Source organism: Ensifer canadensis (genome assembly GCF_017488845.2).
Lineage (GTDB): Bacteria > Pseudomonadota > Alphaproteobacteria > Rhizobiales > Rhizobiaceae > Ensifer > Ensifer canadensis.
Window position 1 is genome coordinate 1,105,416 of the sequence record NZ_CP083371.1, and the last position, 13,206, is coordinate 1,118,621.

General features: G+C 59.7%; 8 protein-coding genes and 4 pseudogenes. 10 read left to right on the top strand and 2 right to left on the bottom strand.

Annotation, left to right across the window (positions count from 1 at the left end; genetic code table 11):
- Window positions 1–169: 169 nt before the first annotated feature.
- Window positions 170–1,597, top strand: coding sequence for an ISNCY family transposase (locus J3R84_RS24850; RefSeq protein WP_207932857.1), 1,428 nt, complete (start codon window positions 170–172; stop codon window positions 1,595–1,597).
- Between the two features lie 6 nt (window positions 1,598–1,603).
- Here J3R84_RS24850 and J3R84_RS24855 read toward each other — a convergent pair whose 3' ends face one another.
- Window positions 1,604–2,341: a hypothetical protein gene (locus J3R84_RS24855; RefSeq protein ID WP_057207742.1), complete on the bottom strand. Its 738-nt coding sequence runs from the start codon at window positions 2,339–2,341 to the stop codon at window positions 1,604–1,606.
- Between the two features lie 302 nt (window positions 2,342–2,643).
- Here J3R84_RS24855 and J3R84_RS24860 point away from each other — a divergent pair, with 302 nt between their 5' ends.
- Both J3R84_RS24860 and J3R84_RS24865 read left to right on the top strand, forming a co-directional pair.
- Entirely contained in the window at window positions 2,644–3,645 is a 1,002-nt protein-coding gene (locus J3R84_RS24860) for an IS30 family transposase (RefSeq protein ID WP_025428792.1), read from the top strand.
- 125 nt (window positions 3,646–3,770) lie between these two features.
- Window positions 3,771–4,259, top strand: a pseudogene (locus tag J3R84_RS24865) (helix-turn-helix domain-containing protein); the annotation flags it as partial.
- Between the two features lie 298 nt (window positions 4,260–4,557).
- Here J3R84_RS24865 and J3R84_RS24870 read toward each other — a convergent pair.
- Window positions 4,558–5,589 carry an IS110 family RNA-guided transposase gene (locus tag J3R84_RS24870; RefSeq protein WP_207932858.1) on the bottom strand — a complete coding sequence of 344 codons (1,032 nt, stop codon included), beginning with the start codon at window positions 5,587–5,589 and terminating at the stop codon, window positions 4,558–4,560.
- A 109-nt stretch (window positions 5,590–5,698) separates the two neighbouring features.
- Between J3R84_RS24870 and J3R84_RS24875 the strand changes: the two are divergent.
- The 7 genes and pseudogenes from J3R84_RS24875 to J3R84_RS24905 all read left to right on the top strand — a co-directional run.
- A pseudogene (locus J3R84_RS24875) lies at window positions 5,699–6,628 on the top strand (ISNCY family transposase); the annotation flags it as partial.
- Window positions 6,629–6,919: 291 nt separating this feature from the next.
- Complete coding sequence (locus J3R84_RS24880) at window positions 6,920–7,921, top strand: IS30 family transposase (RefSeq protein ID WP_025428792.1); 1,002 nt, start codon at window positions 6,920–6,922, stop codon at window positions 7,919–7,921.
- A gap of 184 nt (window positions 7,922–8,105) precedes the next feature.
- Window positions 8,106–8,313 (top strand): annotated as a pseudogene (locus J3R84_RS24885) (helix-turn-helix domain-containing protein); the annotation flags it as partial.
- 520 nt (window positions 8,314–8,833) lie between these two features.
- The gene (locus J3R84_RS24890; RefSeq protein ID WP_203529742.1) at window positions 8,834–9,997 is read left to right on the top strand and encodes an MFS transporter; all 1,164 of its coding nucleotides are present in this window, start codon (window positions 8,834–8,836) and stop codon (window positions 9,995–9,997) included.
- Window positions 9,998–10,099: pseudogene (locus J3R84_RS24895) on the top strand (ABC transporter ATP-binding protein); the annotation flags it as partial. It abuts the gene before it with no gap.
- Window positions 10,100–10,239: 140 nt separating this feature from the next.
- The gene (locus J3R84_RS24900; RefSeq protein WP_203529743.1) at window positions 10,240–11,679 is read left to right on the top strand and encodes an NAD-dependent succinate-semialdehyde dehydrogenase; all 1,440 of its coding nucleotides are present in this window, start codon (window positions 10,240–10,242) and stop codon (window positions 11,677–11,679) included.
- Between the two features lie 324 nt (window positions 11,680–12,003).
- Window positions 12,004–13,119, top strand: coding sequence for a Glu/Leu/Phe/Val family dehydrogenase (locus J3R84_RS24905; protein WP_203529744.1), 1,116 nt, complete (start codon window positions 12,004–12,006; stop codon window positions 13,117–13,119).
- The last annotated feature ends 87 nt before the right edge of the window (window positions 13,120–13,206 follow it).

A 13,206-nucleotide genomic window follows, 5' to 3' on the forward strand; every position in this document is an offset into this window, starting at 1 on the left:
CGTCATTGTTGCACTTGGATTAGATTCTCCAGCGGCTATTTAGTAATGCGACAGTTGGGCCAGTTAGAGATGCGACAGTCTCGCCTCTCCACGCACTGGTCAAAGCCAACGTTGGGAGCAAGGATGACGACCTTCAGCCTGGTCGAGACCATGAGCGGTCGGAGTCGTCATGTCCTGTTTGATCACCATGTCGCAGAAAGAGTTGCACCGCCTCGAAGTCATTCAGAAGATCCGTGACGAGCGCCTGAGCGTTGTCCAGGCTGCCGAACTGCTCGACCTCAGTCGAAGTCAGGTCCACAGGCTCCTGCAGGCCTATGATCAGGATGGTCCGGCCGGGCTTATTTCGAAGAAGCGATCACGGCCGAGCAATCGGCGCCACAGCGAGGATTTCCGCAATGCAGCGCTGGATCTGATCCGCGAACGCTATCTGGATTTCGGTCCGACGCTGGCGCGCGAGAAGCTGATCGAGCTGCACCGGATTTCTGTTGCCAAGGAGACGCTGCGGCAATGGATGACAGAGGCCGGCATCTGGATCTCGCGTCGGGAACGTAAGAAACGGGTTTTCCAGCCACGCGGCCGGCGCGACTGCTTTGGCGAACTGGTGCAGATCGATGGGTCGCATCACTGGTGGTTTGAGAACCGCGGCCCCAAATGCGCCCTGCTCGTCTATATTGATGACGCCACCGGCAAGCTTCTGCATCTTCGCTTTGCTGGATCGGAGAATACATTCGACTATCTGCACGCGACGAAGGCCTATCTGCAGCAATGGGGCAAGCCGCTGGCCTTCTACAGCGACAAGCACGGCGTTTTCCGCTCGCTCCATGGGTCGAAGAAAGACCGGACAAGCGGCCTGACGCAGTTCGGACGGGCGCTCTATGAACTCAATATCGACATCATCTGTGCCAACACCCCGCAGGCCAAGGGTCGGGTGGAGCGTGCCAACCAGACATTGCAGGATCGGCTGGTCAAGGAGATGCGACTTCGCGGCATCGATACGATCGAAGCTGCCAATGTCTATGCACCTGAGTTCATTGCGGATTTCAACTTTCGTTTCGGCAAGCAACCACGCAATCCAAAGGACATGCACCGGCCGCTGGCCGACCATGAGAACCTCGAGGGTGCCATGTGCCGCAAGGAAGTGCGCACGCTGTCGCAATCCCTGACGCTGCGTTACGACAAGGTGCTGTTCATTCTCGATCCGACCGAGATTTCCAGGCCATTGGCGGGCCAGAAGGTGATTGTCTGCGATTATCCGGACGGTCGGCTTGAGATCATGCACGAGAGCTTTGCCCTGCCCTACAGGACCTTCGATACGTTGCGCTCGGTGCATCGCGCCGAGGTCGTCGACAACAAGCGGCTGGACGACATGCTGTCAATTGTCGCCGAGATGCAGGCCGGACGCCAACAGCAGCGCAGCAAGAGTGGTCCGAGCCGAACGGGCCAAACGGATCATATGTTTGGCATTCGAGACGGTAGCACAGCCAACGGCTACCAGAAGCGCGGCCGCAAGCCCGGCCCGAGAACGGATTTCATGAACGATCCGGCGGTGATTGCGCGACGAGAGAAAGCGTTGATGAGGCAGCCAGCGGCGGAATAAAGAGCGTCAATGCACGCCGATGTCGCTCTGCGTATCCGATTCCAACTGCAGGCAAGCTGGCCAAAGTGGCGTCTTGTGGAAGGCTCCATTCTGGAGGAGCGTGAGTCCCTCTCGTGCCTCATAGAGCACACCGAGCCAGCACAAGCGTCGAAAGACGCCATATTGGAGGTCGGATTTCAACTTCCAGGCTTCTATAGTCATTTCGGTGTCCGACAGGGGCGCCAAGTCTGGATAGAGGATCTTCACAACGTCTATTGGCGTGCACCCTTCCCTGGCCTTGATATTGAGAAGATTGAGGAACATGCGCCACCAGCGTAACCGCGCTCGGACCTCCTCTTCCCGCTCGGTGGTATGGACATACGAATAGAGATAATCCGTGGCGACCAGATCGAAGAAGGCTTGCGGGTTCACCAGGAACTCCCGGCCGCGTCTGGTTGGCAGCAGCACATCTTTTTTCCGGCGAAGAAGCTTCAGATGACGGGTCATGTCGCGCACGACCCAAAGCGGCGGCATGTCGCTTTCATTGAGCACTTTGTTCATGCTGTAGAGGTCTTCGGCTGTGAATCCTGGCCAGAGGAAGTGCACACAGGCCCAATGCACGAACTTGCGGTTCATGGCGCCGGTCGCCGTCAATCCTATGCCGCCCTCGCCGTCAGCATAGGCAACCGAAAGAAGCATACCGCGAAGAAGTGGGGACAGTGCGGCGACATCGACGTCACCATGCAGCTTGATTTCCGGAAGCATCGTGCGGCTGTGATCCCTACCTCGCCCTATTCAGGTGCGAGCGAGTATCAACCGGCGACAAAACAATTGCTACTAAGAAAGCTAAAGCCGAAGGGGAGCGTCATCACCCGCCCCCGCTCCTTCCTTGCAACCCGGCCCAGCCGGTCGGATCGGGGGCTGACCGGCGGAGCCAGTGTCGCATTTCTAAATGGCTGAGCATGTCGCAGCCCTATTCAGCTTTGACAGTTGATGTAGCCGGGTACATTCTATTTTCAAGTGCGACATGCCAATGATTTCAATGGTTTCCCCTTGGAGATTTTGGGATGTCACGAAGCTATTCGCAGCTGAATCTGGCGGATCGCCGCCGCCTCTATCACTTTGTCGAACGCAAGGTGCCGATCAATGAAATGGCGCGCCAACTCGGTCGTCACCGTTCCACCATCTATCGCGAGATCAGGCGCAATACATTCCACGATCGCGAACTGCCCGAATACAGCGGCTACTTCCCAACGGTTGCCGACGACATCCGCAAAGAGCGGCGGCGGCGTTTGAGGAAGCTGATGCGGCACCCGCAATTGCGCGCACTGGTCATCGAGCAGCTGGAGGCGCTGTGGTCACCGGAACAGATCGCCGGTCGCCTGTTCGCCGATGGCGTGAGCGCCGTCCGCGTCTGCACCGAGACGATCTATCGCTTCATCTATGGCAAGGAAGATCAGGCGCTGGAGCTCTATCAGCATCTGCCGGAAGGCCGTCGCAAGCGCCGCCCGCGCCGCTCCCGCAAACCCCGCGACGGCTCGATCCCGTTGGACTGCAGGATCAGCCAACGCCCTGATTTCATTGCCGATCGGTCTCAGTTCGGCCACTGGGAGGGTGATCTGCTGATCTTCCGGCGCGACCTCGGTGAAGCCAATGTCACCTCGCTGGTCGAGCGCAAGAGCCGCTACACGGTGATGATCAAGAATGGCAGCCGTCACTCTCGTCCGCTCATCGACAAGATCATCGATGCCTTCTCACCGCTACCCGCCTTTGCCCGGCAGAGCTTCACCTTCGACCGTGGTACCGAGTTTCGCGGTTTCAAGGCTTTGGAAGATGGACTCGGCGCCAGGAGCTGGTTTTGCGATCCGAATTCACCGTGGCAGAAAGGCGCGGTCGAGAACACCAACAAGCGCATCCGTCGCTTTGTGCCGAGCGATACGGACCTGTCTGCCGTCAACCAGCCGCAACTGGTCGCCCTCGCCCACCATCTCAATTCACTGCCGAGGAAGTGCCTTGGTTACCGCACGCCCGCCGAAGTCTTCATGGCCCATTTGCGCGAAAGTGGCTAACCCTCTACGCTTCACACGTCATTGTTGCACTTGGATTAGATTCTCCACCGCAAAGTTGAAGTGTCCTGATCCTGCAAAGTAAGAATGTCACTCTCCCCGGGTTTTGATGACCTGGGAGATTGCGGATGGGATTGATTGCGATGAGCGAGCGTGACCTGCAGCGGATTGAGGTCTTGTCGAAAGTGATTGCCGGGCGGATGACGCTGGTGTCGGCGGCCCATGTGCTTGGCTTGAGTACCCGCCAGGTGCGTCGTCTGTTGGACCGGATCGGCGCTGGCGGTGCGGCGTCGATCCGGCACCAGGCGATCGGCCGGCCATCGAACAACCGGATCTGCGACGGCGTACGCGATTACGCCATGGCGATCGTGCGCGAGCGCTATGCGGACTTTGGTCCGACGCTGGCGGCCGAGAAGCTTGCGGAGCGTGATGGTCTGACGGTGTCGCGCGAGACCTTGCGCCAATGGATGTCGGAGGCCGGCCTGTGGCTGTCGCGCAAGCAGCGACGGACGTTCCATCAGCCGCGGCTGCGGCGCGAGGCCTACGGCGAGCTGGTTCAGATCGACGGTTCCGAGCATCGCTGGTTGTCTAATCGCACTCCATCCGTCAAGCTGGTTTGAGCACGCAATTCCCTTGCCGGCTTGCGAGAGAGGCAACACGGCTGGAACGGATTGAATGGACTGCCCTCACCGGCCATGTCCTTCAGAGCTATCCAGTGCTGGGAGCAGGGTTGTCTCCGCGGTCGACAAATGTCGCCGCACAATGGTCTTCGCAGGTGGGATCTTCCTAATGTTCGAAACGCAGTCTCAACGAGCTGCAGCCAGCGATAGCGGAATGATCCTGCCCACGTCCGCAGCAGGGACGCTCAGCACGCAAAGTTACATGGCGCGCTGAGGGACGAAGGCTGAGCGTCTCCTATATGGTCGCGCCAGCCGATGCGTTGAACACTTCTCCCGTCTTGAGCATGCTGTGCATGATGACCGCGAGTTCCCGGGCGACGGCCACAGCGGCCCGCTTGAAGCCAAGTCGCTCCCGCAGCTTAAGTCCCCAACTCTTGAGACTGCTCTCGGTCCTGGCACTGGTTCTCGTCAGCAGCGCTGTCGCCGCTTCATAAAGCAGCCCACGTAAACGATTGTCACCCCTTCGCGAGATATGGCCGTCACAATCGACTTCGCCTGATTGGTAGCGCCGGGTTGTCAACCCAAGCCAGGCGCCAACCGACCGCGACGTTCGAAAGTTTCCTGGGTCTTCAATTGCCGTAACGTAGGATACCGCCGTGACTGCGCCGATGCCCGGGATTGTCATCAACAGCTTCGTGGCTTCGCTCTCACGTGCCACTATCAGCAACTGGCGACCAAGATCGGCTGCGCGCTTGCGGATATCGTGCCACGCCTCCAAAAGAGGCAAGATAATCTTCGCAAGCTCGTTGTTCCCATCCAAAAGCTTCCGCACATCGCCATCAAACACTCGCCCCTTCGTTTTCGGGATGATCAGACCGAAGGTCTTCATCAGGCCGCGGATTTGATTGCCAAGTTGTGTCGAGATGTTCAGGAGTTGTTCTCGGGCAGCCACCAATGTGCGGGTCATCATAGCGTCAAACGACTTGACGCGAACCGCTTTGTAAAAGCCCGCTTCAGCGAGTTGCGCTAAACCATCCGCATCGTTGGCATCAGTTTTGTTGAGCGTCTCGTTCAGTACCTTTTGCGCGTGTCGCGCTTCAATGCAGATCGCCGGCAACCCCTCGCTCGTCAGCGCGTGATAGAACCACGTCGACAGCGGTCCCGTTTCGAATACCACGCGCTGGGCGCGCGGAGCTTTTTTGCGGATCATCTGTGCGAGAAGATTGGGATCCGAAGGACATTTCCCCCGCCAGATCCGCTTCCCGTCTTCCCGGATCGAGATTGCGGTGTCTTTCAATGAAACATCAAGCCCAATATATTGGTTCATGGTTGCCTCCATCCGATGTTTGGGCCCGGTTCCAATCGAGAGCCCGTTTTTTCATCCTATCGGGGGCAACCACCCTCGCCAGCCAAAAAGCCAGAGACGGTCGCGCCGCGATTACTCCATGTTCGAAGATCGCGGTGATCCATGTTCATTACTGGTGTTCATCGATGATGCGACCGGCAAGCTGATGCAGTTGCGGTTTGTACGATCGGAAAGTGCGTTCAGCTACTTCGAGGCGCTGGAACTCTATCTGAAGGCGCATGGTGCTCCAGTCGCCTTCTATTCCGACAAGCATTCGGTGTTCCGGGTTGCGAAGAAGGATGCCAAGGGCGGCCAGGGCATGACCCAGTTCGGGCGTGCACTTTGCGAGTTAAACATCGAGATTCTTTGCGCAAACTCGAGCCAGGCCAAGGGCCGCGTCGAGCGGATGAACCGGACGCTACAGGACCGGTTGATTAAGGATCTGCGCCTGGAGGGCGTCTGCGGCATGGACGACGGCAACGCTTTCCTGCCTCGGTTCATGGAGCGCTATAACCGCCAGTTTGCCATTACCCCTGCCAGATCTGATGATCTGCATCGGCCGCTGAACCTTGCCCCGGATCGGCTGCGCGACGTGCTATGCAAACGCGAGCAGCGTTATGTCGGTGCCCAGTTGACGTTTTCGTTCGAGCGCCAGCGGATCATGCTGGAAGAGAACGAGGTGACGCGCGGGCTGGTCGGTCGCTATGTCGAGACCTACGCGCTTGCCGACGGCAGGCTGGATGTGCGTTGGAAGGGGCATTCCCTACCCTACCGGGTGTTCGACAAGGACCAGCGGGTGACGCATGCGGCGATCACCGAGAACAAGCGGCTCGGTGAACTCCTGACCTACATCAAGGAACGTCAGGAGCAGCAGACGAAGCCCGCCGTGAAGACGAACAGCGAGAAGAACGGCTACGTTCGACGCGCGCGCGGCCCGGGACGTCGGAAGGATTTCATGAACGATCCTGCGGTCATTGCCCGGCGGCGACAGGCGCTCTCTGACCTCGATGCGGCGGAATGACCGGCTGCTTCAACTGTCCAAGCTAAAGCCGAAGGGGAGCGTCTCATCCGCCCCCTCCCTTCCCTTGCAACCCGGTCCAGCCGGTCCGGTCGGGGGCTTGCCTCAGCGCCAGTGGAGATGTCGAGTGTCGCATGTCTAAATGGCTGACGACGCGCCGCCCAAAGTGACATTTCTACTTTGCGCCAACGTGGACAGTTCAACCTTGCTGCCACAGTTGATGTAGCCGGGTACATTCTATTTTCAAGTGCGACATGCCAATGATTTCAATGGTTTCCCCTTGGAGATTTTGGGATGTCACGAAGCTATTCGCAGCTGAATCTGGCGGATCGCCGCCGCCTCTATCACTTTGTCGAACGCAAGGTGCCGATCAATGAAATGGCGCGCCAACTCGGTCGTCACCGTTCCACCATCTATCGCGAGATCAGGCGCAATACATTCCACGATCGCGAACTGCCCGAATACAGCGGCTACTTCCCAACGGTTGCCGACGACATCCGCAAAGAGCGGCGGCGGCGTTTGAGGAAGCTGATGCGGCACCCGCAATTGCGCGCACTGGTCATCGAGCAGCTGGAGGCGCTGTGGTCACCGGAACAGATCGCCGGTCGCCTGTTCGCCGATGGCGTGAGCGCCGTCCGCGTCTGCACCGAGACGATCTATCGCTTCATCTATGGCAAGGAAGATCAGGCGCTGGAGCTCTATCAGCATCTGCCGGAAGGCCGTCGCAAGCGCCGCCCGCGCCGCTCCCGCAAACCCCGCGACGGCTCGATCCCGTTGGACTGCAGGATCAGCCAACGCCCTGATTTCATTGCCGATCGGTCTCAGTTCGGCCACTGGGAGGGTGATCTGCTGATCTTCCGGCGCGACCTCGGTGAAGCCAATGTCACCTCGCTGGTCGAGCGCAAGAGCCGCTACACGGTGATGATCAAGAATGGCAGCCGTCACTCTCGTCCGCTCATCGACAAGATCATCGATGCCTTCTCACCGCTACCCGCCTTTGCCCGGCAGAGCTTCACCTTCGACCGTGGTACCGAGTTTCGCGGTTTCAAGGCTTTGGAAGATGGACTCGGCGCCAGGAGCTGGTTTTGCGATCCGAATTCACCGTGGCAGAAAGGCGCGGTCGAGAACACCAACAAGCGCATCCGTCGCTTTGTGCCGAGCGATACGGACCTGTCTGCCGTCAACCAGCCGCAACTGGTCGCCCTCGCCCACCATCTCAATTCACTGCCGAGGAAGTGCCTTGGTTACCGCACGCCCGCCGAAGTCTTCATGGCCCATTTGCGCGAAAGTGGCTAACCCTCTACGCTTCACACGTCATTGTTGCACTTGGATTAGATTCTCCACGGCTATTTAGTAATGCGACAGTTGGGCCAGTTAGAGATGCGACAGTCTCGCCTCTCGACGCACTGGTCAAAGCCAACGTTGGGAGCAAGGATGACGACCTTCAGCCTGGTCGAGACCATGAGCGGTCGGAGTCGTCATGTCCTGTTTGATCACCATGTCGCAGAAAGAGTTGCACCGCCTCGAAGTCATTCAGAAGATCCGTGACGAGCGCCTGAGCGTTGTCCAGGCTGCCGAACTGCTCGACCTCAGTCGAAGTCAGGTCCACAGGGCTCCTGCAGGCCTATGATCAGGATGGTCCGGCCGGGCTTATTTCGAAGAAGCGATCACGGCCGAGCAATCGGCGGGCGCTGCGAGGGAGAAGTACCAGAGCTTCGGACGCTGATAACCTCGCGCCAGCGATGGCTTATGCGAATCCTGGGCCGATCCGCACCGACTGCGGGCTTTCCTTCATAAGCACAATTGCGCATTGTGCGCGCCCGAGAGGAGGATCGGATGATCCTACAATTGGGAAGGCGCCCGGAACTCCGCACTCTGTGTTCATTTTTTTCACTGGCGTATCTTAGGCGGTGGAGCATCGCAACGTATGCTGCAGTCAGACGAGCTTCTTCAGAATTGGGCGTTTCTTTGATATTTTCGAGAAGATTCGCCCCATAGCTGCGTATTTACTAATATTTCGATCAAAAAAAGCGCGTCAGTTACGCGGAATTTCGGTCAATCCTGGCGTCGGTCGGTTGACAGTCTCGCGACCTTGTCACACAAATTGTGAAAATGATTTTCAGTGCCAGGCCGGAATACGCGAAGCCATCTCTGACGAAAGTGGCCTGCGGACAAGTTGACAGCACAATACGCCGAGGAGCAATGCGCATGACCAGTCAGCGGCTCATCATGCTGATCTTTTTCCTCCAGCCGATCGCCTTTGGCGCGTGGTTGCCACGCATTCCCGACATTCAACAAAAGCTCGGTCTCGGACCGGCCGAATTGGCATTGGCCCTGCTCGGCATGCCGGCAGGCATCCTGCTAACCCTGCCCTTCGCTGGCCGCTTCGTCGCCCGGATCGGCGGCCGCGCCACCATCCTCTACGGCTTCGTGGTGTTTCTCGGGCTGGTGTGGCTACCGACATGGGCGCCAAACATCGAGTTGCTTTTCGTAACACTCGCAGTCGTGGGCGTTGCGTTGGCGACATTGGAGCTGGGCCTCAACGTCGAGGCGGATGCCATCGAGAAGCGCTCTGGCAAGTTGATCATGAGCACATGTCACGGCTTCTGGAGCCTCGGGATCATGGCGGGCAGTCTGGTCGGCATTGGCTTTGCTGCAGCGGGCGTGCCGCCTGAATGGGCCGTGCTGATTGCGGCGGCGGTTATGTTGCCAATCAGCCTTCTGGCAGCCAAGGCGTTGCCGGACCTACATGCTGCAGAGCCAACGCAGGCGGACACCGTCAAAACCAGGCGCCGCCCACCAAGTCGAGCTTTGCTCGGTATTTGCTTCTTTGTCTTCGGCATCACCATGACCGAGGGCGCGGTTGCGGACTGGTCGGCAGTCTACCTGCGAGACGTGTTCGGGCTCGCCAGCGCCAGCGCCGGTTTTGGCTATTCGATCTTCGCCTTCATGGTCGCTGCGGGACGGTTCGGCGGTGACCGGCTCAAGGCCACCTACGGGCCTGTCGCTGTGGCTCGCACATGCGGGCTCGCCAGTGTTGCGGGGCTGCTCTTGGTGGCGATAAGCCCGGCTGCCTGGTTGGCGCTGATCGGCTTTGCCGCCATGGGCTTCGGTGTATCGGTCGGTTTTCCGCTTGCTGTCACAGCGGCAGCCGACCAAAAAGACCGGCCGGCACCCGCAAGCGTGGCGATACTGTCTTTCGTGGCACTCCTCGGCTTTCTGATTGGACCGCCAATGATCGGACTTGTTGCCGAGCACAGCGACATGCGTTTCGGTTTGGGGATGCTTGTTCCCTTCCTGGCTGTGAGCTTGCTGCTGACCGGCATGCTGAAGCCGGGCACCAAAGCGGCTCCCGTGCTGGTATCGACCTGAAAGCTGATGACCGAAGTCGGCCCCGGTCCACACTTCGCCTGCCGGTTTCCGCATCAGTTGTCTGAAGGTCAAAGGCAACGCATGGCTATTGCGCGAGCGATGCCGTGTTCTATGTGGCCATGATCAGGCCCCTGCCCCCTTGATCTTCAGCATCACTTGCAGGCAGTCTCCCCGCGTTTCCTAGACTTCTTCGCGCGCCACAGACAGTCGCGCCAGCCAGCCCCCTCAGAAAAGGTTCTTTCATGCCCAGCTACCCGGATATCCTTCTTCACATCGACGGCAAATGGCGGCCGGCGCGATCAGGCAAGAGCATTCCGGTTGTCGACCCTGCAACCGAAGAGGCGATCGGAACTGTCGCCTGGGCCGAGGTTGCCGATCTCGACGAGGCACTTGTAGCGGCCCAGAAAGGCTTTGAGATCTGGCGCCGGACGTCCTCCTTCGACCGGGGAAAAATCATGCGCGCCGCCGCAGCGCTGTTGAGGCAGCGCGCCGACGACATCGCCTGGCTGATGACCCGCGAACAGGGCAAGCCGCTTGGCCAGTCGAAGGGCGAGATCCTGAGTGCTGCCGACATCATCGACTGGTTCGCTGAGGAGGGCCGGCGGGCCTATGGGCAGATCATTCCGCCGCGTGCGCCCAATGTGACCCAGATGACGGTGAAGGTCCCGGTCGGCCCGGTGGCGGCTTTTACACCCTGGAACTTCCCGATCAACCAGGTGGTACGCAAACTTTCGGCGGCTCTTACGACCGGATGCTCGATCATCGTCAAGGCGCCAGAGGAAACACCGGCTTCGCCGGCCGAGCTGATCCGGTGTTTTGTGGATGCAGGGGTGCCGGATGGTGTCGTCAACCTCATCTACGGCGTGCCCGCACAGATCTCGCAGTATCTGATTTCACATCCGGTGATCCGCAAGATGTCCTTCACAGGCTCGACTCCGGTTGGCAAGTCGCTGGCTTCGCTTGCCGGCCTGCACATGAAGCGGGCAACGATGGAGCTTGGCGGGCATGCCCCGGTGATCGTCACCGAGGATGCCGACGTCGACGAGGCGGTCGCCGTAATGGCTGGCAGCAAATACCGCAATGCCGGTCAGGTCTGCGTGTCGCCGACGCGTTTCCTCGTGCAGGAACGGGTGGCCGATCGGTTCATCGACGGCTTCACCGCCGCCTCGCAGGCAATCAAGGTCGGCAATGGCCTCGATGCGGCAACGGACATGGGGCCGCTTGCCAACGAGCGCCGCATTCCCGCAATCGAGAGGCTGATCGTCGATGCCGTCGAACAGGGTGGGCGCCTGACGACCGGCGGCCACCGCATCGGCAATCGCGGTTATTTCTTCGAACCGACGGTGCTTGCAGACGTGCCGCGCTCGGCCGCCATCATGAACGACGAACCCTTCGGCCCTGTTGCGATCATCAACCGATACTCGGATCTGGACGAAGCTATCGATGAAGCCAACCGCCTGCCGTTTGGGCTGGCCGCCTACGCTTTCACCGGCTCGCAGAAGCAGTCGGATCGCATCGCTGCCGAAATCGAAAGCGGCATGATCTCGATCAACCATCTCGGACTTGCCCTGCCCGAAGTCCCGTTCGGGGGGATCAAGGATTCCGGCTATGGCACCGAAGGCGGATCCGAAGCGATAGATGCCTATCTGGAAACGCGCTTCGTGACGCGCAAGAGCGCCTGAAACCTCGCCATGCCGTTATCTGGTTCCCCGCCGGGAGAGCGTGCTCGCCCGGCGGAGAACCACCAGCCGAAATACGGCCGTCCAGCTCCGGGGGCACGTGGTCCCGCCACGTCGCGTTTATCCACGGCGCGGCGGTTCAACTGGCATTGAGGCGGTACGGCTGACAGGCGTGCACATCCCCTTCTGCCAACGAACGCGCTTTGCGTTTGTTGCGCGGAAATTTCCTCGCACGCAACGCGCCATCGTGTGGCGTGGTGACTTCGAAACCAAAGATCGCTGAGAATGTTTAACCTTCACTGTGCCAGGTCACAGGGAGGAATGGCAATGCGAAATGGGCTGAATCCGCGGCAGGAAATCGCTTCCGCAACCACGCTTGATATTACCGACATCACCAGCGAGGCATCAGGTTTGCCTGGCTTCGACGCCCACGAGCAGGTTTGGCTGGGCCGCGACTCCGAGCGCGGCCTTGAGGCAATCGTGGCTGTTCACACGACGGTCCTTGGTCCGGCTTTGGGCGGAACCCGCATCTGGCCGCATGTCAGCTTCGAGGCCGGCGTCACCGATGCACTGCGCCTCTCGCGCGGCATGAGCTTCAAGTCCGCTATTGCCGGCCTGGCGCTGGGCGGCGGCAAGGCGGTGATCATGGCCGACCCGAAGACAGAGAAAACGCCGGCGATGCTCGCGGCCTATGCCGAGATGCTGAATGCGCTGGTTGGCCAATACATCACGGCCGAAGATGTCGGCATGACGCTTGCTGACGCGGATTTCCTTGCCGAGCGCACGCCGAATGTCAGCGGCACCACCAAGGGCGGCAGTGGCAACCCATCGCCCTTTACCGCCTTGGGCACGTTCCTCGGCCTCAAGGCCGCACTGCGCCATCGCACCGGTAGCGATAACCTGAAAGGCATTCGCGTTGCCGTACAGGGATTGGGGTCTGTCGGTTGGGCGCTCTGCCAGAGGCTCCACGCCGAAGGCGCCATGCTGACGGTTTCCGATCTCGACCAAGCCCGCACCGAACGCGCTGCTCAAGAGCTTGGCGCGACAGTCGTCGAGGGCCAGGCGATCATTGCAGCGGATGTCGATATATTCGCGCCCTGTGCGTTGGGCGGCGTTCTGTCCGCCGTGACGATCCCGTTGCTCCGAGCCAAGATCGTTGCGGGAGCGGCAAACAATCAGCTCGCGACCGCTGCGGACGGTGAGCGCCTCAGGGAAAGAGGCATCCTCTATGCGCCCGACTATGTCATCAACGCCGGCGGTGTTATCAATGTCGCGGCCGAAATCGGCAGCGGTCGCTACAGCGTCGACGATGTGATGGTTCGCGTCGACCGGATCCCTTTGATCTTGACCCGCATCTTCGAACGCGCCGAGGACGAGGGCCGGACCACCGACGCCGTGGCCGAAACGATCGCCCGCGAGATCATCCACACTGCCAGACGGTAGGTTTGCCCAGACGACAAGATGGTGGACAAGCGAAGACTTCTGCTCAATGTTCCCGCACAGCCGCATCAGCGAGCCCATTGTTTTGGG